The organism is Methanosarcina sp. WWM596 (assembly GCF_000969965.1).
Lineage (GTDB): Archaea > Halobacteriota > Methanosarcinia > Methanosarcinales > Methanosarcinaceae > Methanosarcina.
On sequence record NZ_CP009503.1, the window covers coordinates 836021 to 853908 of the forward strand.

Consider the following 17888-nt stretch of genomic DNA (forward strand, 5'->3'; position numbering starts at 1 on the left):
CAGCACATAATTGAGCGCGTTATCCGTTCTGCCTGTAAACCATAACAGAAACGGTAGCTCGAGTGCAATTACCGAAGCTGGCATCAAGTTAATCAATAGAATGGATTTCAGCCGTTCCGTAAAGGAGCAAAATTGCACGCGGTTGCTTGTAAAACCGGTAGGCAAGCATACTGTGGTCACAGTTCATGAACATAGCCTGGTTGATAACCTTTCCGCGATTAATAAAATACATGACAAACAGAAAATAAGGCAAAAAGGTCAGAAACATCCCGTTTATTATTGGTTTTGCTTCCTGGAGAAGAAAACAGGCCATGATGGAAAACGCAAGCGTTACAAGGGAAATCAGGGTTATTTGCTTGACTGATTTGGTCAGCAGACTGCTGTGCCGCTTAACAAAAAGGTCGTTGAAATACCGATAGCCGCTTTTGCTGTTTGTTGCCTTAAGGTCTATTTTTCTTTGCAAAGATTTCTGAGTAGCCCGTGCAACCATATCTTTTCTGCTCACAGCAAAACTATTCGCTGTGAGAAGTTCCTTGCAAATCCTTCGGTATTCGGGGAATTTGAGCACATATGAAAAGGAAAACAACGCCATAACAACAGAAATGGCAAAGAGAACGAGGAAAACAGCTTCGTTCATGGCATAGCCGAGAAACGGCGGGAGATATGCCCAGTCAATGATACAGCAATGCCAACCAGAGAAACTGGATTGAGCTGATTTTCATTTTTTACATGGCCGGTCCTGACATAATTATGAAGCGCAAGGGCAGTAAAAATAAGTTTTACGGAAACAACAAAAAACGGCATCAAAAGGCAGATAGCAAGATCTACCCCGGAAAGTAGTCCTAAAAGCAACGTGACAGGCAAAAATCCGACAACAGTTTTCAAAAGGAAATAGAAGTAATTCGAAAGCGTATACTCCCACGCGTTCATTCGCATGAGAAAAATGGCATAATACTTGTCTCTGGTGGGGTGAAATATCTGCGTGTTGAGAAAACCACCTGCTATGGTCAGAAAGAAAAACATGTGCATGAAGCTGTTTGCAGAACTGTTTTTCATAGAGTTTTTTAGAAGGAAGATCAGAATAAACATATAAAACAGCTTGCTCAAAAACATTGAGACAAGTTCCCACAGGATGCTGACAAAATTGGCAAATCTTTTCAGCCCCGGGCTTCCATAAAGCGAAACCGGTAACAGCCCGTTGATGATAGGGATGGATTTGAGCGAATATATGATGCTATTGGCTCTATATGTGTTTTTCAGCCTGAAAGACGTAAGGAAAGTTTCAATCGCTTTCATCCCTTCTGAGGGCCTGAATAATTCTATCCTTAAAGACCTCGTTACTGAGGCCATCCCTTTCCATTTTTTTCAGAACCCCGCCACTCAGGATCACGATCTCGTCGCATAAATCCAGTGCAAGCTCCATGATATGGGTGGAAAAGATAATAATGTGGTCTTTTTTGATTTGGCGCAGCAGCATCTTCATTTCGTCGGCGACCACAACGTCAAATGAGGTCAGCGGCTCGTCTAAAAGCAGAATGGCTGGATTTGCGATGAAGTTTACAAGCATTTGCATCTTGTTCTTCATGCCATGGGAATAATCTTTCAAAAGCCTGTCGCGATCCTCGCTTCCAATCATTACAAAATCGAAATATTCGTCAATAGGCTTAATGTCCGGAATATTTTTCACGTTGATGTCAAGAAAGAACTTTAAAAATTCCCTACCTGTTAAAAACTCCGGAACGACCGGCGTCGACAGAACATATCCGATATCGCCCGGACAAACTTCTCTCTTCACTCCGTTTTCTTCACGGAGAATTGAGCCGCCGTCAATCTTTAAATCTTCATTGATGCAGTTAAAAAGCGTAGTTTTGCCTGAGCCGTTTCTTCCGAGGAGGCCGTAAATTTCCCCCTTTTCAAAGGCAAAGCTCGCACCCCGCAAAACCTCTTTTTTGTCAAAGCTTTTTACGATATCGTTCAGGATCAGTTTCATAAACCCTCAGCAGGAAATCCCTGAGCTAAACAGGCTGTCCGACAATTACCGCGGATAATTAGAGTTTCCTGTCTCGACATATATACTACAGTAGTTCCGATTAAGTATAGTTCCGAACGTCTAATTATTACATAAATTCGGGTTACTTACTCAAAAAGTATGAAATTATCTCCAAAAAGATAGAATCTAACCTCAGTTTGACAGTACCCACTAATTGGTACTGAATATTTCCCTTCTTTTTTGGTTCAATCGGGCTTGACAAGTCCTATAAATTTATAAAAATTTAGTAACTATTCAGCCACTGATAAAAAAGTATGTTTTTTCAGCAAAATGCTGAAATTCTCAGAATAATAGCGGCGCTCCTTTGAGCGCCGCGAGAATACCGTCTATAACAGGTAAATCGTTCTTTTTAATGGTTGAGATATAAGCTCTAATTCTGCAGAAAGCTTCCGCTCCTTGTATAGTTCTGAAAGTTCCTGATATTTTCTGCTGTAATTTCATCATCCTTATGTCTCTTTCTGCTTGGTTATTCTCAAACGGAACTCTCAAGTCATTGAGGAATCTCAGGATCTGTTTTTTGTTTTCTATAAACCTGTCAAGTAGGTTCCTTGCTTTTGTTTTTGGATTTTTACCACGTTTTCCTTGTTTTTCAGGGTTTAGAGAAGGTGGATTTTCTTCAATCCCTTTCATGACTACAGCATCGAACCTTTCTTCTAACACTTTAATTTGCTCAAAGTCCAGATCTTTGACCTGCTCTTTACACTCATCAGTATACTTTTTCATTTCTGTTAACAGTTCATTCATCTCTTTAGCCCATTGCTGTTTATAGTTCTCCTCAATTCCAGTAAGTTCTCTCTGGAGATGAGCATTGCAAAGAGCATGATCACATTCATAACTGTTATAGGGTTTCCATCCGTCATGAACTGCTATTCCTTTAAACTCTGGAAGAATTCCCATGGCATTAATTGCTTCTGATCCTCTTTTTGAGTGAGCAAAATAACAGGTGTATTTGTCATTAGAAGCTACATGAAGCCAATGCCTTTTTCCTTCAATTTTCATCCCAGTTTCATCACAATGGATTACAGGAGAAGTTATTAACCTCTCCTGACTCACATTTTCAAACTCCTCTAAATTCCGGAAGCATTCTTTTTCTGCTCTGATTATCGTAGCAGAACAGATTTTTATCCCCATAACGTCATCAAAAAACTCTAAAATCCTTTTATAGGGAATAAACTGGTAGTTTTTACAGTAAATTGCTGAAGCTAAAATATTAGGACCATACTGGACGGGATATTTCACAGATTCTGGAAAAGAAGCTTTATTTGATTTTCCACAGTGAGTACAGGTCTTAATCTGACTTCGATGTTCCGTAACAATTAGATTTACAGGAGGAATATCAAAAATTTGTCTTCTCTCATAAGCTTCAACTTCAACATCCTCAAGAGTATGTCCACATTCTTTGCAGCAGGTCAAAGAATGTTCAATTACCTAATCAGGATCATTAACCATATCAAGAGTTGTGCCTGGATGACCTTCTTGACCTCCAGGTTTCTTCCCACTCTTTTTCCGGAGACTCTTGGGATTAGGTTTTTCTTTGACTGAAAAGTCAGTAGAAGGAGGTTTACTGCTGTTTCTGCTATTTTGATTTAAGCGAGATTCTAAAATCCTTACACGTTCTTCTAGTTCAGCAATTCGAATAGCTTGTTCTTCTATGATAGTTTCAAGTCTCTGGATTACAGAAATTACAGCTTCAGGACCAGCTTCATAGATAACGAGGATCTCTTCACGTGTAAGCATAATAACGAAACAAAATAGGATTCAATTTATATGCAATTTTTCCTCGAAAAGAGGAAAAATTGTAGCCTTTCAAAGGCTACCTGAATTGTTACAAAATTTATTATATATTCTATGTAATTTCATTCCTTTTTGCTACTATCAAGCTATTGATCCAGTCAAAATTCGCAAAAATATGGTTTTTGACACCATTTATCTTGAACTTGATTGTAAGTGTCAAATTCTTCAAGCTTTTTTTAATGAATTTTGTAGACGTGTGTTTTAGCTCTTCAAATTCATATCGCATCAGCGATATGAATAATTGGGCGATAAACCCAAGGATAATGGCTCCATAAATGCTATCTTCCGACCACAACCTTAATGGCTTAATCTGAATTTCATTTTTCAATGAATGGAATATTTTCTCAATAGAATCCTTTTTTCTGTATGTTATCAATGCATCTTCAAGTGTCAAATGCCTGTTTGATTTCAGACAGAAAAATCCTTCTCTTCCATTAATCAGTGAAGCTTTTAGGAGTTCTACAGCTTCCTCGTCACTAAGCTCTTCTAGCTCAGTTCTAAAAGAGTAATCAATCTCGATCAACTCATTATTTACTCTGAATTTCTTAGGAAGCTTTTTGTTGTTTATGATGGCCTTCTGAATCTCTTTTGCTTCCTTTAATTTCCTCATAACAGCTCTTGCTTTTGATTCTAATTGCCTTTTCTGTAGAGCTTCAGAGAAATAGAAATATTTAATGCTGCTAGGCTTGACTATTTTTATCCCATATATACCTTTTTTGGAATCTATCAGTTCTGCTCTTTCCAGATCAAATTTCTCAATTATTTTATCGTCACTCGTATTCAGTTTCATGGAAGTGAGATAGTCCATCTCAGCATCCTGTATAATATCGATATTATCTTTGGTATTAGCTCCTTTATCAAAAACAATAAGAGAGCCTTTTTTAAGTCTACTTTTCACCTGGTTATAAGTGTCAGAAAAGTGCTCAAGATCAAGAACGTTTCCTTTATTCACTGTAACTCCAATAGGTATGTTAATGGGGTTAGCTAATTCACTAATTCCAACAGTTATCTGCAGCTTATCAGGCCTGTGATCTCTGCTATACCCGTATTTACCAAGGTTGGATTTAGTCCCATAAAGGACTATACTCGTCCAATCCAGGTTTATATCCGTCTCTTCAAAACCATATACAGAAAATAGAGAATCCAGAATATCAGAGAGAATTTCCTCTCTGTTACGTCCTAAGAGTTCAAGAGTTCTGTAAAGAACTCTTTCATGAAACCTTTCAAGATTCAATATCTCGAGAATTTCTTCCTGATTTAACCATTTGCCAGCTTCTTTGATACTAAAATTTTCAGTCAGCTTGTAGCTTAGCAAACCGATCAGCAAACTATTGAGATCAAGACCCTTGTTTTTATGTTTGCCAAAAATATCACAGAAATTAAGCTTTTCATAAAAGAGTTGGACGGCAAGAATCGATCCGATAGGAACACATATATTCTTGTTAGGAATTGTAGGGAATGCTCTCTGTTTTGTGATGTTCATTTGACCGAATAACACAAAACAAAGAGCACTTATTTTTATCTAACTGTCAAAGTCAGGATTCATTGTAAATCTTGTTGTACAAAAACGAACTCGAAAACGGGTGAAGTTACCTATTATCACCAAATGTTGAGTGGAGCAATCGTTCATCCTGATTTCAAGGAGGTAATACCTTTTGCACCAGAGCCGATCATCAAACAGGATGGAGAGAAAAAGAATGATATCGAACGCAATGCAAGCAAACGTTTTTTAGAGAAATTAAGAAAAACGCATCCCTATTTACGCCTCATTGTAGTGGAGGACTCTTTATATTCAAATGCTCCACACATTCGCGAATTAGAGAAGCATAAACTGAAATATATTATAGGAGCAAAAGAAGGTGATCTAACATATAGTTTTCCTCCGAAGAGTTATGCGTATCCGAATCGTGGACTTCAACTTCGTGAAGTTGGAGTGTTACAGCGTAGTTGGAACAAGTCAATTCCGGAATCCGTCCTCCTCTCGATCTGATATGGAAAGGTTTAACGATGCAAGCACTGTCCCTACCTCTCAGGACTGTTTAACCGGCATCCTTAGAGCCTTAAACTGAGGCGACATTCAAGGGTAACTATGTATTCTTTCCTATCGTTTACCGATTTTCTTAACTCCAATCGGTGATCTGGTCAACCAGGGCTTGTTAGACAAGCCCCTGAGTTTTAGCTCAGGGGTAGTTGACTTTCAATATTCCTTCTCTGTTTGTTTCCGTTTATTTCTTTCGTTCCCGCCTGAAATCAATCGATCATTTTTCAACGGGGTCCTTACCTTGACATTGTCAGATTAACTTCTTTTTTGAACTACTAACGCTTTTGCATATATTCCAGGTTGTTTATACATGGGAGTATTTGAACATATGATCTTTATACAAGTGAGTTTATGCCAAAATCATTTTAAATGCTTTAAATTTAAAATCAAACTGCGTGCGGCCACCCCAACCTAAAGGATGGGGTATGCTGATGGACCGCACGCCCGGTTACTCGGAAATGATTCACAGTGTCTTTTAACAAGGTTCCCTTGATCTAAGTTATTGAAACTCTGCTATCGAGCCCCTGTCCGATTTCCGATAATTTTACAAAGAAGCGACGATTTAGATATTTAAATCAAAACCAAAAAGAGGCGAGGGTTCACTTCATCCCCGACCTAAAGGACAGGGTATTCGTGACCCTCCGCACTCCCGAAGTAATAAAAGCATTTAATCCTATATTTTCGAAAAAAATTCCCTTAAATCGCTTAAAAATGCAACCTTCTAAAAGCAGTTGGTGCCCTTATTAAATCTTGTCTTCCAACTTTAAAAAAGGATTGTAAATGTAATTTAGAAAAGACTTGAAAACATGACGCCGAGGGGGAGATTCGAACTCCCGAGGGGCTAAGCCCCACAAGCTTTCCAGGCTTGCGCCCTACCACTAGACTACCTCGGCACAGAGTTTATGGCACGACTTATACCATAACGGAATAGTGGTATATAAATCTTATTCTAGGAATGCGTAAGGAAGAAAGAAGGAAGAAAGAAATTTGAAGGAAGGAAGAAAGAATTTAAAAGGTTAAAGCTGGACTTTTTCTTCTTTTTTAGTCCAGCCTTTTGGATAAGTCCCTGCTTCCATAAGTATGCGGATAGGAGAAGCTGCAATACCGGCAGAAGCTTTGAGAATCTCTTCGGTTGTCATATCAGCCTTTGCAAGAGCCACAAGTTCCCCTTTTAAGGAAAAAAGCCCTGTAAGTCCCCCTATGATCAAGTTGGAGTCCAGGCTTGTAATACCCGGGACTGCCAGGGAAGCACCGGAACAAACCGCATCTACTGCACTGTCCCGCAGGATTATTTTGGGTAGGTGGGATACAGCTGATTCCATTGGCCGGATAACCCTTCTCAGTTCGGACTCATCACCATCTTCCTCCCAGAACACATAGGCGTCTTTGAGTTCATGGAGCGTTACAAGGGTTTTTTCCGTAAACGGGCCTGCTTTAGTCCTGCGGAGTCCCTGCATATGCCCGCCGCAGCCCAGAGCAAGCCCGATATCGTGGCAGAGTTTCCTTATATAAGTCCCTGCTTCGCATCCAACGCGGAAGAGCACGGAAGTGCCTTCGATTTCAAGCACTTCAATATAATAGATTGTCCTTACCCTTATGACACGTTTTACAGCTGATTTGATGGGAGGCCTCTGGTAAATAGGGCCTGTAAATTCCTCACAGACCTGGCGAATCAGCTTTGGAGGCATAACCCTGTGAAGCTTCAGATGGCAAACATACTCTTTTCCTGAGAGGCGCAGGGCAGGTACGGCTTTTGTAGCTTTTCCCAGCAAGGTAGGCAAAAGCCCTGTGACCTTAGGATCAAGAGAACCGGCATGTCCTGCTGTCTTCACGCCAAGGATGGCTTTTACCCAGGCTGCAACCTCGTGGCTTGTAGGTCCACTGGGCTTGTCAATATTCACCACTCCTTTTTCAATGTATTCAAGGATAGGGCGCTTTTCCGGAGGACAGCCGTAGGATGGATTTGTCCAGGCGCCGGACTTCCGGACAAGGGTTCTTTCAACTTCTGATGGCAGTTTGCCGGCGGATGACATGGTTTTTTAAAACTCCTGGGTTGTGGTTATGGATTCAAATGAGTGATGCGTACAGATCTGAAATACTCTTGAATAAATCACTCAGGCCCGACAATAGAGTCAATAGCAATCCTGAGGATATCAATAGTCTGGTACTGGTTCCATTTTTCAGAATCGATAACAATGTCGTAGATTGATAGGTCTGTAATATCAATCCCGTAATAGTTCTTATAACGGAGGGCTTCGGACTTTTCCCTTTCAACCGTTTTTTCCAGCTCTTCATCAAAGGAGATTGATTTCTCACGCCTCTGGATACGCCTGACTCTTGTCAGCAGTGGGGCTTTTATCCAGATTTTAAGCACATTAGGCACCCCTTCAGCCATATGACCTGCAAGCCGGCTTTCAAGAATGATATTGTCCTGGGTATGGATAATAGATTTCTGGTTTTTATCGATATCAAGGTCAATGGAGGGATCCCTTTCAGCCATGGCTCCAAACTCAGAAAGACTCATTCCCCTCTCCTTTGCCATCCTCCTGAAGATTTCGCCTGAGGAAACCAGCTCAAGCTCATAGTATTCAGACAGGAGCCTTGAGAGGGTTGTTGTCCCACTTCCGGGAAGCCCGCTCACGGTGATCCGCATTAGACCCCACCGATATTCAGTGCCTTCCTTATAAGCTGACTGATTCCAAGAGAGGAAATAAAGTACCAGTAGATCCAGTGTTGGAAGGGGCCAAAAGCCTTGGACGTTAGCAGTTGTTCACCCCAGAAGGGAAAGACCATGGTGGCAGCTCCGTGCCCACTAATGTAATAATAAGCCCACATGAAGAGAGGCAGGGAGATAATACTAATATAAGCCATAGGCTTGAACTGCTGTTTGGACATCTTCATCTGGTCTTCCATCATATCCTTGCGCTGATCTTCAAGTTTTTTCAGCATGTAAGTGTTCTGGGAAAGTTGTGCCTCCCGGAACTCCTTCTGAAAAGACTTCATGCGCTCCTGGGTGTTCCTCATGAGGTCCCAGTCGATAGTGTATTTCTGGATAAGGGATGCATAGATAGCAGTGATAGCAGCCATAATTAAAAGGGCCAGGTGGAAGTTCTCCTGTCCGATCAGCATGAGCATGGGGTCCATTAAAACCCCTACTGCTTCCCCCACAGATTGCCTGAATTCCTGTCCAAGGATCATTATCCCGAACATAAGGGAAAAACCGAAAGCCAGCAGGAACCGGTCAATTTGCTTTTTTAAAGTCTCCGAAACCAAGTTGTTCTCACCATTAAGGTTCAATAAATGTTAATTAGATTCATTCAAGTGGAAGAATCTTGCTAGATAGAGCTCAACTAAATAAAGTTTTGACAATGAATTGAGTCTTAATAAGCTTGAATTTTAGTAAATTAACCAATAAATCAGCTCAGACTGCAAGCGGGTTTAAGACGTTTACATAGGCTTTCTGGTTAATAAGTTTCGATGTATATATAAGTTATACTATTCGGTTAAACTCTGACTGCAAGTGCCCTTATTCCAGTTTTTCTCTTTATTTTACATACCTTTCGGATGGGCTCAGCTACATATAGCCACAGATACGGCCCCGTTGAAAAAACAGTACTCTCAAAGAGACTTTATTCTGGAGATTTAATGCTTGGAAAAGCCCGGCGTTTCTTGCCCGCAGGATTACGTTTTCCCTCGCAGTTTCAGGTAAAAATATTGGAGTATATTTATAGGTGGGTGCCAGATCAAAACATAGTTTTAAATAACTTATCATAACTTATCATAAAAAGGCTTCAGAGGCTGAAAACAGAGAGCTTGCTCTGAAGAGATATTTCAAACGGTATTCCGTGAAACACCCACAGGCATGAAAGAGGAATTTTAAAATGCACCTTCCAAATCCCCATAAACAACACCCAAAAGTAAGCAAAAGGGCGTGGATATCCGAAACAGCATTAATAATAGGAAACGTAAGTATTGCAGATGATGTATTCGTCGGGCCAAATGCAGTCCTCAGGGCAGACGAACCAGGTTCATCCATAACTGTTCACAGAGGCTGTAATGTACAGGACAATGTTGTGGTCCATTCACTCTCACATTCCGAAGTGCTAATTGGAAAAAACACTTCCCTTGCCCACAGCTGCATTGTACACGGCCCCTGCAGGATCGGAGAAGACTGCTTCATAGGGTTCGGGGCAGTGGTGTTTGACTGCAATATCGGGAAAGATACGCTTGTCCTCCACAAATCCATTGTCCGAGGCGTGGATATTTCCTCAGGCAGGATGGTACCTGACGGGACCGTGATCACCAGACAGGATTGTGCTGACGCTCTTGAGGATATCACAAAAGATCTGACTGAGTTCAAAAGATCAGTGGTCAAGGCCAATATTGACCTTGTGGAAGGTTATATAAGACTCAGAGAAGAGAGTTGAAGACAAAAATACAGCTAATACAGCTAAAATACAGCTAAAATACAGCTAAAATACAGTTGAAAGCAAAAATACTGTATTTATCCAGAATTATTCTGGAAGAAAAATCCGGGAGGAAGAAAAAGAAGTAATCCAGACCGAAAACTTCTGACCGTAGGTTAAAGGTATTTTCCCTCCAGCTTTTCCAGAACTATTTTTCCTTTGTCCGTAAGCATATATTTTTTCCAGGTTGATTTCTCAGGAGTCAGGCATTCGATTAAATCCCTGTCCTCAAGTTCTTTTAAGGCGCGACTGATATTTTGTGTAGACCTGCTTGCTTCATGGGCGATATCCGAAGCTCTCACTGCATTATGCCTTTTCATGGACTCCATAAGTATCAGGCGGCGGTCAACACTGATAACCCACTTCATCAGTTCTTCTATTGAGTTTTCAGTCATGTAAGTCAGATTCTCCAGCAAAAACTTCCTATTGAGATAAGCAGTCGCATAATATTTAACATTTAATCACTCTGTCGCGGAAGATGCCGTCAGGAGATACAATTCAGGTACTTTAAGTAACTATAATTTTTAGGAAGTTTTAAAAACACAGGAAAATAAAAAAGAAAAAAAGTAAAAACAAAAGAAAAAGGAAGGAGGAATTCAGGCAAACTTTGCCAGAATTGCCTTAATATCCTCAAAAACCACGTCTATATCCTTTGTACCGTTAAGGGTGACAAGGATACCTTTTTCTTTATAGTAGTTGATTAGCGGTTGGGTCTGCTTTTTGTAGACATCCAGGCGGTTCTGGACGGCTTCTGCAGTATCATCGACGCGCTGGAATATCTCACTGCCGCAACTGTCACAGATGTTGTCTTTCTTTGGTGGGTTGGAGATCATGTGATAGCTTGCCCCGCATTTGCACATCAGACGCCCGCTGATTCTTCCTACAAGCACTTCGTCAGGCACCTCAAGGTTGAGGACAATATCGATGGGCTTTTCGATTTCATCAAGTATTGCTTCCAGGGCGTCTGCCTGAGGGACAGTTCTCGGGTATCCGTCAAGAATGAAACCTTTTTTACAATCTGCCTCATTCAGACGGTTTTTAATTATGCCTATAAGCACCTGATCAGGGACAAGTTCTCCTTTGTCCATATATGCCTTGGCTGCAAGTCCCAGTTCTGTTCCTTCTCTAACATTTGCCCGCAGGATATCCCCTGTGGAAATCTGCGGAATTCCGTAGAAATCAACCATTTTTTTGGCCTGGGTACCTTTACCGGCACCCGGGGGCCCGAAGAGTATTATGTTCATTCGAAGATCCCCTTTTTGTGTCCTTTTATTTGATTTTTTCTTTATGACCTATATTTTTCAGTTATCCTTGCAGTTAGAGGTTTACCAGCCCTTACTGCTCCCCGAAGAAAGAACGGATCATCGGGTGCATTTCCATCATCTGCTCGGAAGCAATATCCTCGTAAAGACGGTACACAATGCTTACTGTAAGCAGCAGTCCGGTACCTCCGGCACTTCCGAGAGTACCGAGCAGGCTTGCAACCAGAGTGAGAAGCCCAATGAAAGCTCCACCTATCACAGTAACCTTTGGAATGTAACGCTGCATAACTTTTTCAATACTGCCAATGTTCCGCCTGAAACCAGGGATCTGCATTCCTGAATTAAATATCTTCTGGGCTGTGGGCTTTGCACCCATGCCTGTGGTTTCGATCCAGAAAAGGGCAAATATAATTCCGCCTCCGATCAACATCACGGCATCTGAAAAGACATGAAGCACAATCTGCCAGGTAGCAGGAGCAGCTGCCCCGTAGCTTGCAAAGGATTGTTGTACAAGGGACGGTATCCAGTCATATGGACTGTGTATGGGAGCTAGGTAATACATGATCCCGTTCAGGGGCTTTGAGCCGCTGAATTCTCCGAGGAAGTTTATCCCTCTGCCGGAAAGGATTATCCCAATCATCTGGATGTTAGCCTGAAGAGCCCTGACAAGAATCATGGGCAGAACTGATGCGTATATGAGCTTTACAGGGAAACGACCCCTTGCCCCTCTAACCGCACTGTGGGCGAGAGGGATCTCAATTCTCGTACTCTCCACAAATACCACAAGCAGGAATATGATTACCGTGCTCAGGAGAGCGAGAATTCCTCCTCTGACCAGCAGGAACATCAGACCTTCACCGGAAAAGAGGTAGTCTGCCCCCGTGTTTTGGGCAATGTAGATCCATTTGGGAATGAGTCCGACAGGAAGCCCGTCTTCAAGTTGCCAGTTAAAAATACCTGTAACGATCTGCTGGGAGATTCCTGCAACTATGAAAAGCCCGACTCCTGATCCAATACCCCACTTAGAAATCACTTCATCCATGAAGAGGATCAGCGTGCCTCCGATAAAGATCTGGACAAGGAGCATGAAGGTGATCACTCCCAGGCCTACACCAAGAGTGGAAGCAAGCCCCGGATCCGGCTGGATGTATCCACCAAGAAGCTGCGGTAGAGCTTCCAGAATAATCATAACAAAGACAAGAAACTTCTGGGCACCCTGAAAGAACGCCTGGTCTTTGGGGTCCGAAAGATCCATTTTGATAATGTCTGCCCCGACAAGAAGCTGCAGGACGATAGAAGCCGTGACAATTGGCCCTATACCGAGAAGGACTAAAGATCCCGAAGCCCCGGCAAAGAAGGCGCGGTAAGATTCAAAAAGGTCAACAGAATCCTGAGACATCCCGAAGAGCGGCACATTTGCAAGAGCAAAGTACAGCACCAGAACTCCCAGAGTCCACCAGAGTTTATCCTTAAAGTGGACGTGTTTTTCCGGACTTGCTACTGCGGGCAACTTGTTAAAAAACGGTTCTAAGGTATCCCTGAGAGTCATCGATTACACCATTCAAAATATACATTTATTTATACTATATTAAATATTAGATTATGTTTTTACCTTAAGTTAAAGGTATATAGCACATCTAATATAAAAAGTTACTAAAAGAATGAAATAAGTAGAGTCAGGATGACACTACTTATTCGGCATCGATGCAGCTTCCGCCTGCATTTTCAATCTTTTCACGGGCAGAGGCTGAGAATTCCTCTGAAGTAACCACAAGGTTCTTCATGACACGTCCGCTTCCAAGTACCTTCTCAATTCCGAGATTTTCGAGGTTAATGTGGTATGCCCCGTCCTTAACCTCGGCAAACCCTTCTTCAACAAGATAGGGAGCAAGTTCGTCGAGCTCTCCAACATTTACTATGGAAACGTCCTTGGATACTACATCAGGGCGTTTGAAACCATGCTTTCCGTAGCTGTACCCGCGCATCATAGCTCTTACGAAGTGGTGTTTACAGCCACCGGCTTTCCCGCGGCCTCCGCGGTTTCCGGCTCCACGCCTGTTTTTGTGAGTTCCGCCACCGCAGGTCCTGGACCCTCTGAACTTTTTAACATCCATTCAAACCACCTTATCTCATTTTATGCAGGAGCACGTTGATATCTTCATCGTGGTTTCCGAGCACTCCGCCCTGCTGGACTGTCCTCTTAATTCCTGCATGTCCTTTTCGGGGCGGGTGAAGCCTGAAAACAGGCTTCAATTTGGGAACATCCTTAAGGGAGGTTTTTCCCTCAACAACAGCTTCGGCAAAGGCCTGTATGGAATCATAGTCCGTATTTTCACGGATATATTCTTCTGTGAGGCGGGTGTTGCCTTCAAGCCTTCCACGGTTTTCGAGGACTTCTGCAAGGATTTTTGCATCAATCTTCCCGTATGCAACGTAGTCCTTCACTTTCTGGACCATACCCTTGTAGTGAGGATTCTCCGGCACAAACACACAGTGGTTAACTCTGTGCAGGCGGAGCATCTTCATGGTGTCCTCAATGGTATAGCGCACGTTGACCTGTCCTCTCATTCTCACAACTGCATACATCTCAGACTTCCTCCTTACCATAGTAAACAGGCAGCCTTATAACGTTGACCTGGTTAAGGGCATCGTAGGTAGCCTTTGCGAAGTTGAGAGTTGTCCTGGTAGTTCCGAAGGTCTTGGTCCATACGTCTTTAATGCCGGCTTTTTCAAGCACTTTGGTTGCAGTGTTTCCTGCGGCAATCCCGAGTCCCCTTGGGGCGGGAATAAGGGTCACACTTACACTGCCTGCCTTCCCTGTAACCTCGTAAGGTACGGTATGCGGCAGCCCGCAGGCACATTCCCAGGAACCGCAGCCTCTGCGGATGTAGGTAATGTTGAGCTTTGCAGCGTCGATTGCCTTACGGATTGCAGGCCCGACCTGAACGTCTTTTGCCTGTCCAAGTCCTACATAGCCGTTTCTGTTTCCCACGATTACGGTTGCTCTGAACTTTACACGGCGTCCTGAGTCAGTCATCCTCTGGACCATGTTGATATCGAGCACCTCATCTTCCAGGTCAGGAAGCAGCATATCAATTATCTGGGGTTCCCTGATAGGCAGGCCTGACTTGATTGCCTCATCCATGGAAGCAACCTGTCCTTCAACGACTAGTTTTCCAAGCCTGGTTTTCGGTACCCAATCTTGATCGAATGCCATTTAATCACCTTAACTAAACTCAGCAAAGATTTTCTCTTTGGTTGCTTCAAACTGCTCTGGCAGGTCTGAGCTCTCTTCTCTGTATTCGGCTATGTGCTCTCCGCGGATTCTCTCATCCGAGGGAAACACTTCCGGGCTGCAGGGGATTTCAAAGCCTGAGTCTACAATCCCTTTAAGGGTGGCATAGACTCTTGAGCCTGTAGAGGAAGCCTGGAGTCCTATGTCCAGAATGCCTCCTTCATAGCCCTTCTGCAAACTCTTCAGCCCGAATAAGAGCCCTGTTAGGTATGCAGCCGTCGTGTTTCCGGTAGCTCCTGTGTAACCGTACTTTGCAAGTTCACTCGAAACGGCTGAGGAATAAGTTATGTCCCCGTCTGCTGTTGGAGCTATTAACTGGATCTGAACGTTTCTTGCACTCTTTCTGACAACTACACGGTCCTGCTTTGAGAGTAGTAATTTAAGGCGGAGGTGGTAGTTGGTACGTCCTTCTCTTCTTCGTCTAAAAGGAACCTTATATCTTGGTCCTGTTGCCATCTTCAGCTCCTCCAGGTTATTCTTTATTTAACAGTTTTTCGGACTCAAGGTGAGAGTTAAGGTGGGAAACGCTTCTGTATTCTCCGCCTTTTGCTTTTCTGTAGAGTCTGCAGTACACTGATTTATCAAGTGCTCCGTCTGCACGCAGCTCCTTGAGTCTGTTTCTAAGAGCCCGGATCTTTTTGATCCACTGTTCCTTTCTGGGAGTACGGGCTCCTTTCTTACCCTTTCTGGAACCATGTCCCTTGCAGTGCCCATACTTACGTTTGACAGCACGAGCTTTGGCTCTGCCTCTACTGACTCCTTTTACAGGCTTTGCCTTAATGGTGCCTTTCTCAATGAGTCCGCGGATATCTTCTCTTGTGATCGCAGAGGCGATTTCTTCGGATGCTTCGGGGTTAAGCCATACCCTGTCAAGCCCACAATCAAGAACTTTGGAAGCCAGCTTCCTCTGGTTGAACAGGTCTGACATTTTATTCACTCCTTCCAGGGTTCAGTACTTTAATTCCGAGTTCTTCAGCTTTTGCAAGAATAATGGCTTTCTTTTGTGCGCCTATTGTTCTTGCTATCCTGATAGCCTCAAAAGACGGGTCAACAAGCTCAAGTTCCGCAATGCTGGTAATAAGAACATCAGAATAACCCGAAGGGTGCAGACCTTTGACTGCTGCAGGGCTTCCGTATCCTACCTGGGCAAGAGCGCCTTTTGCAACATACTTTCTGCGCTGTTTACCCTGAGAACCTCTCGGGCGCCTCCAGTTGGTGTCAAGTCTTTTGAATTTGTGGCTGCAGGTTCTCTTGAACTGGGGTTTCTTCCCCTTCTGAACCTTTCTCACGTTGAATAAGCGCCTGGATTCAGGATCCATATCAAGGGCGGAAACCGAAGTACCTTCAACTTCATTGAATTCTTCTCCCATCATAACCACCTTCAGGCCTTCTGCACTATGTAGATTCCATCCTGGAAAATCCTTGGATCGAACCTCTTAATCTTGGTCTTCTGTTCTATGTTTGCGGCAGTCTGCCCGACATCTTCCTTGTTGATTCCGGTAACGATGACCTCGCCCCCGCTTACCTTAACCTTTGTCTCACCAAGGATTTTTGCAACTCTTGGCTTCTTTTCCCCAAGGAAGTTCCCGATTATGAGAGTCTTGCCTTCAACTTTTACCTGCATTGGGAAGTGAGCATACACAATATTCATCTTGCACTCAAAGCCTTCATTTACGCCTTTCATCAGGTTTCTGATATGGGAGGCAAAAGTCCCTACCATGGCTTTCTGCTCTTTCCTGGAGAATTCTGCATCCACCAGTACATCTTCTCCCCTGACTTCAATCTTGATTCCGGGGTACCAGAACTTTCTTTCAACAGTTCCCTTCGGGCCCCTGGCTGTAAAGACATCCCGAGAGAGAGAGACGGAAACTCCTTCAGGAATCTCTATTGTTCTTGCAATTTCCTTAACCATTTCCTGTTCCCTCCTCAGTACACATAAGCAAGAAGTTGCCCACCGATCTTCTTATCACGGGCCTCATACTGAGACATGACCCCGCTTGAAGTGGTTACGATAAGGGCACCAAAGTTCTTTGCTGGTAGAAACTGCTTTTCCCATCTTTCAAAGCTGGCAGTTCCTACGGAGTAACGCGGTTTTATTGCACCGCACTTGTTGATTCTTCCCACAAGGGTAACGCTGTAGATTCCGGCTTTTCCATCGTCGATAAACTCAAAATCTCCAATGTAGCCGAGATCCTGCATAACCTTCAGGACGTTGCCAATATTTTTTGAAGCAGGCCTGACAATACAGGAGCTCTTCCCAATGGCTTCCGCATTCTTAATAGTGGAAAGGGCGTTTGCAAGAGGATCAAGTAATACCATTTTAATCACCTTACGAGTACTTATCAAAGCCCATCTCGTGGGCAATTTCCCTGAAACAGTGCCTGCAGAGGTAGATGTCGTATTTACGGACAAGCCCCTGTTTTCTTCCGCACCGTTTGCATTCGTTTACTCCTCTTCCGGACTTGTTTATTGTATCTGTCATTTACATGACCTCCACGCCGTAACTTTCGTTAAGGAAGGCGATCGCATCGTCCACCGTGACCCTGTGGCCAGTCGGGATTTTCCGGGTTGCGATTCTCCTTTTGCAAATCCTTTCTCCCGGGCGTTTGAGTACAACAGTGACGTCCATTCCGAAAACCCCGATGTTAGGATCATATCTCATACCCGGAAAGTCAGTATGTTCTTCAATCCCAAAAGAGACGTTTCCGAGGGAATCGAACTGTGTCTTGCTCAGAGTCTTCTCAATTATCCCAAGAGATGTCTCAAGGAACTCCTGAGCTTTCGGACCCCTGAGAGTTACCTTGCAACCGATGGGCTCATTCTTTTTGATTGCAAAAGCAGGAAGGGTCCTTTTTGCAAAGCACTTTACGACTTCCTGTCCTGTGATAGCCCGTAGGATGTCTTCGGCGTTTACCAGTTGTTGACCACTTTCTCCAACACCCATGTGGACAATTACCTTTTCAACAACAGGTGTGCGCAT

Annotated in this window: 22 protein-coding genes, 1 tRNA gene and 1 pseudogene; 2 read left to right on the forward strand and 22 right to left on the reverse strand. The window is 43.2% G+C overall.

The genetic code is table 11. The annotated features are described in order from the left end of the window. Positions 1–88: 88 nt before the first annotated feature. The 5 genes and pseudogenes from MSWHS_RS21195 to MSWHS_RS03735 all read right to left on the reverse strand — a co-directional run bounded on the left by MSWHS_RS21195 (position 89) and on the right by MSWHS_RS03735 (position 5327). Positions 89–637, reverse strand: coding sequence for a hypothetical protein (locus MSWHS_RS21195; protein WP_231585566.1), 549 nt, complete (start codon positions 635–637; stop codon positions 89–91). Then, complete coding sequence (locus MSWHS_RS21200; RefSeq protein ID WP_231585567.1) at positions 634–1296, reverse strand: hypothetical protein; 663 nt, start codon at positions 1294–1296, stop codon at positions 634–636. The genes MSWHS_RS21195 and MSWHS_RS21200 overlap by 4 nt, the downstream gene beginning before the upstream one ends. After that, positions 1283–1990 carry an ABC transporter ATP-binding protein gene (locus MSWHS_RS03720; RefSeq protein ID WP_048126161.1) on the reverse strand — a complete coding sequence of 236 codons (708 nt, stop codon included), beginning with the start codon at positions 1988–1990 and terminating at the stop codon, positions 1283–1285. The genes MSWHS_RS21200 and MSWHS_RS03720 overlap by 14 nt, the downstream gene beginning before the upstream one ends. Before the next feature lie 342 nt (positions 1991–2332). Beyond that, positions 2333–3787 (reverse strand): annotated as a pseudogene (gene tnpC / locus MSWHS_RS03725) (IS66 family transposase). A 109-nt stretch (positions 3788–3896) separates the two neighbouring features. Then, complete coding sequence (locus MSWHS_RS03735) at positions 3897–5327, reverse strand: IS4 family transposase (protein ID WP_048159539.1); 1431 nt, start codon at positions 5325–5327, stop codon at positions 3897–3899. Positions 5328–5450: 123 nt separating this feature from the next. Between MSWHS_RS03735 and MSWHS_RS03740 the strand changes: the two genes are divergently transcribed. Then, positions 5451–5834 carry a hypothetical protein gene (locus tag MSWHS_RS03740; protein WP_048126163.1) on the forward strand — a complete coding sequence of 128 codons (384 nt, stop codon included), beginning with the start codon at positions 5451–5453 and terminating at the stop codon, positions 5832–5834. Between the two features lie 861 nt (positions 5835–6695). On the opposite strand, the gene MSWHS_RS03745 is transcribed toward MSWHS_RS03740, so the two are convergent. The 4 genes from MSWHS_RS03745 to MSWHS_RS03760 form a co-directional block, all read right to left on the reverse strand. Further along, positions 6696–6778 (reverse strand) — tRNA-Ser (locus tag MSWHS_RS03745). 123 nt (positions 6779–6901) lie between these two features. Continuing rightward, the gene (locus MSWHS_RS03750) at positions 6902–7918 is read right to left on the reverse strand and encodes an RNA-guided pseudouridylation complex pseudouridine synthase subunit Cbf5 (RefSeq protein ID WP_048126165.1); all 1017 of its coding nucleotides are present in this window, start codon (positions 7916–7918) and stop codon (positions 6902–6904) included. A 77-nt stretch (positions 7919–7995) separates the two neighbouring features. Continuing rightward, positions 7996–8538, reverse strand: a complete 543-nt coding sequence (gene cmk, locus MSWHS_RS03755) for a (d)CMP kinase (RefSeq protein ID WP_048158754.1) — start codon at positions 8536–8538, stop codon at positions 7996–7998. Beyond that, positions 8538–9158, reverse strand: coding sequence for a DUF106 domain-containing protein (locus MSWHS_RS03760; protein ID WP_048126169.1), 621 nt, complete (start codon positions 9156–9158; stop codon positions 8538–8540). Before MSWHS_RS03760 ends, cmk begins: the two co-directional genes overlap by 1 nt. Positions 9159–9766: 608 nt before the next feature. Between MSWHS_RS03760 and MSWHS_RS03765 the strand changes: the two genes are divergently transcribed. After that, entirely contained in the window at positions 9767–10312 is a 546-nt protein-coding gene (locus MSWHS_RS03765) for a carbonate dehydratase (RefSeq protein ID WP_048126171.1), read from the forward strand. Positions 10313–10467: 155 nt separating this feature from the next. Here the strand turns inward: MSWHS_RS03765 and MSWHS_RS03770 are convergent, their stop codons facing one another. The 13 genes from MSWHS_RS03770 to MSWHS_RS03830 form a co-directional block, all read right to left on the reverse strand. Continuing rightward, a complete protein-coding gene (locus tag MSWHS_RS03770) occupies positions 10468–10746 on the reverse strand; it encodes a MarR family transcriptional regulator (RefSeq protein ID WP_048126173.1) in 279 nt (92 codons plus the stop codon). A gap of 201 nt (positions 10747–10947) precedes the next feature. Then, complete coding sequence (locus MSWHS_RS03775; protein ID WP_048126175.1) at positions 10948–11595, reverse strand: adenylate kinase; 648 nt, start codon at positions 11593–11595, stop codon at positions 10948–10950. A 91-nt stretch (positions 11596–11686) separates the two neighbouring features. Further along, on the reverse strand, positions 11687–13162 hold the full coding sequence (secY, locus tag MSWHS_RS03780; RefSeq protein ID WP_048126177.1) for a preprotein translocase subunit SecY: 1476 nt from the start codon (positions 13160–13162) through the stop codon (positions 11687–11689). A 142-nt stretch (positions 13163–13304) separates the two neighbouring features. Further along, positions 13305–13727, reverse strand: coding sequence for an uL15m family ribosomal protein (locus MSWHS_RS03785; RefSeq protein ID WP_048126179.1), 423 nt, complete (start codon positions 13725–13727; stop codon positions 13305–13307). A 10-nt stretch (positions 13728–13737) separates the two neighbouring features. Beyond that, positions 13738–14199, reverse strand: coding sequence for a 50S ribosomal protein L30 (locus MSWHS_RS03790; RefSeq protein WP_048126181.1), 462 nt, complete (start codon positions 14197–14199; stop codon positions 13738–13740). 1 nt (position 14200) lies between these two features. Then, positions 14201–14830 (reverse strand): 30S ribosomal protein S5, encoded by a 630-nt coding sequence (locus tag MSWHS_RS03795; RefSeq protein WP_048126183.1) that lies wholly within the window; start codon positions 14828–14830, stop codon positions 14201–14203. Between the two features lie 9 nt (positions 14831–14839). Beyond that, a complete protein-coding gene (locus MSWHS_RS03800) occupies positions 14840–15364 on the reverse strand; it encodes a 50S ribosomal protein L18 (RefSeq protein ID WP_048126185.1) in 525 nt (174 codons plus the stop codon). A 16-nt stretch (positions 15365–15380) separates the two neighbouring features. Further along, positions 15381–15836, reverse strand: a complete 456-nt coding sequence (locus tag MSWHS_RS03805) for a 50S ribosomal protein L19e (RefSeq protein ID WP_048126187.1) — start codon at positions 15834–15836, stop codon at positions 15381–15383. Position 15837: 1 nt separating this feature from the next. Further along, positions 15838–16278: a 50S ribosomal protein L32e gene (locus MSWHS_RS03810; protein WP_048130207.1), complete on the reverse strand. Its 441-nt coding sequence runs from the start codon at positions 16276–16278 to the stop codon at positions 15838–15840. A gap of 11 nt (positions 16279–16289) precedes the next feature. Next, complete coding sequence (locus tag MSWHS_RS03815; protein WP_048126189.1) at positions 16290–16820, reverse strand: 50S ribosomal protein L6; 531 nt, start codon at positions 16818–16820, stop codon at positions 16290–16292. 14 nt (positions 16821–16834) lie between these two features. Further along, positions 16835–17227: a 30S ribosomal protein S8 gene (locus MSWHS_RS03820; RefSeq protein ID WP_048126191.1), complete on the reverse strand. Its 393-nt coding sequence runs from the start codon at positions 17225–17227 to the stop codon at positions 16835–16837. Between the two features lie 10 nt (positions 17228–17237). After that, on the reverse strand, positions 17238–17390 hold the full coding sequence (locus MSWHS_RS03825) for a 30S ribosomal protein S14 (protein ID WP_048126193.1): 153 nt from the start codon (positions 17388–17390) through the stop codon (positions 17238–17240). Further along, positions 17391–17888, reverse strand: a complete 498-nt coding sequence (locus MSWHS_RS03830) for a 50S ribosomal protein L5 (RefSeq protein ID WP_048126195.1) — start codon at positions 17886–17888, stop codon at positions 17391–17393.

Coding starts and splice junctions, on each gene's coding strand:
- MSWHS_RS21195 (WP_231585566.1), bottom strand. CDS start 637: ATGAACGAAGCTGTTTTCCTCGTTCTCTTTGCCATTTCTGTTGTTATG.
- MSWHS_RS21200 (WP_231585567.1), bottom strand. CDS start 1,296: ATGAAAGCGATTGAAACTTTCCTTACGTCTTTCAGGCTGAAAAACACA.
- MSWHS_RS03720 (WP_048126161.1), bottom strand. CDS start 1,990: ATGAAACTGATCCTGAACGATATCGTAAAAAGCTTTGACAAAAAAGAG.
- MSWHS_RS03735 (WP_048159539.1), bottom strand. CDS start 5,327: ATGAACATCACAAAACAGAGAGCATTCCCTACAATTCCTAACAAGAAT.
- MSWHS_RS03740 (WP_048126163.1), top strand. CDS start 5,451: ATGTTGAGTGGAGCAATCGTTCATCCTGATTTCAAGGAGGTAATACCT.
- MSWHS_RS03750 (WP_048126165.1), bottom strand. CDS start 7,918: ATGTCATCCGCCGGCAAACTGCCATCAGAAGTTGAAAGAACCCTTGTC.
- cmk (WP_048158754.1), bottom strand. CDS start 8,538: ATGCGGATCACCGTGAGCGGGCTTCCCGGAAGTGGGACAACAACCCTC.
- MSWHS_RS03765 (WP_048126171.1), top strand. CDS start 9,767: ATGCACCTTCCAAATCCCCATAAACAACACCCAAAAGTAAGCAAAAGG.
- MSWHS_RS03770 (WP_048126173.1), bottom strand. CDS start 10,746: ATGACTGAAAACTCAATAGAAGAACTGATGAAGTGGGTTATCAGTGTT.
- MSWHS_RS03775 (WP_048126175.1), bottom strand. CDS start 11,595: ATGAACATAATACTCTTCGGGCCCCCGGGTGCCGGTAAAGGTACCCAG.
- secY (WP_048126177.1), bottom strand. CDS start 13,162: ATGACTCTCAGGGATACCTTAGAACCGTTTTTTAACAAGTTGCCCGCA.
- MSWHS_RS03785 (WP_048126179.1), bottom strand. CDS start 13,727: ATGGATGTTAAAAAGTTCAGAGGGTCCAGGACCTGCGGTGGCGGAACT.
- MSWHS_RS03790 (WP_048126181.1), bottom strand. CDS start 14,199: ATGTATGCAGTTGTGAGAATGAGAGGACAGGTCAACGTGCGCTATACC.
- MSWHS_RS03795 (WP_048126183.1), bottom strand. CDS start 14,830: ATGGCATTCGATCAAGATTGGGTACCGAAAACCAGGCTTGGAAAACTA.
- MSWHS_RS03800 (WP_048126185.1), bottom strand. CDS start 15,364: ATGGCAACAGGACCAAGATATAAGGTTCCTTTTAGACGAAGAAGAGAA.
- MSWHS_RS03805 (WP_048126187.1), bottom strand. CDS start 15,836: ATGTCAGACCTGTTCAACCAGAGGAAGCTGGCTTCCAAAGTTCTTGAT.
- MSWHS_RS03810 (WP_048130207.1), bottom strand. CDS start 16,278: ATGGGAGAAGAATTCAATGAAGTTGAAGGTACTTCGGTTTCCGCCCTT.
- MSWHS_RS03815 (WP_048126189.1), bottom strand. CDS start 16,820: ATGGTTAAGGAAATTGCAAGAACAATAGAGATTCCTGAAGGAGTTTCC.
- MSWHS_RS03820 (WP_048126191.1), bottom strand. CDS start 17,227: ATGGTATTACTTGATCCTCTTGCAAACGCCCTTTCCACTATTAAGAAT.
- MSWHS_RS03825 (WP_048126193.1), bottom strand. CDS start 17,390: ATGACAGATACAATAAACAAGTCCGGAAGAGGAGTAAACGAATGCAAA.
- MSWHS_RS03830 (WP_048126195.1), bottom strand. CDS start 17,888: ATGCGCACACCTGTTGTTGAAAAGGTAATTGTCCACATGGGTGTTGGA.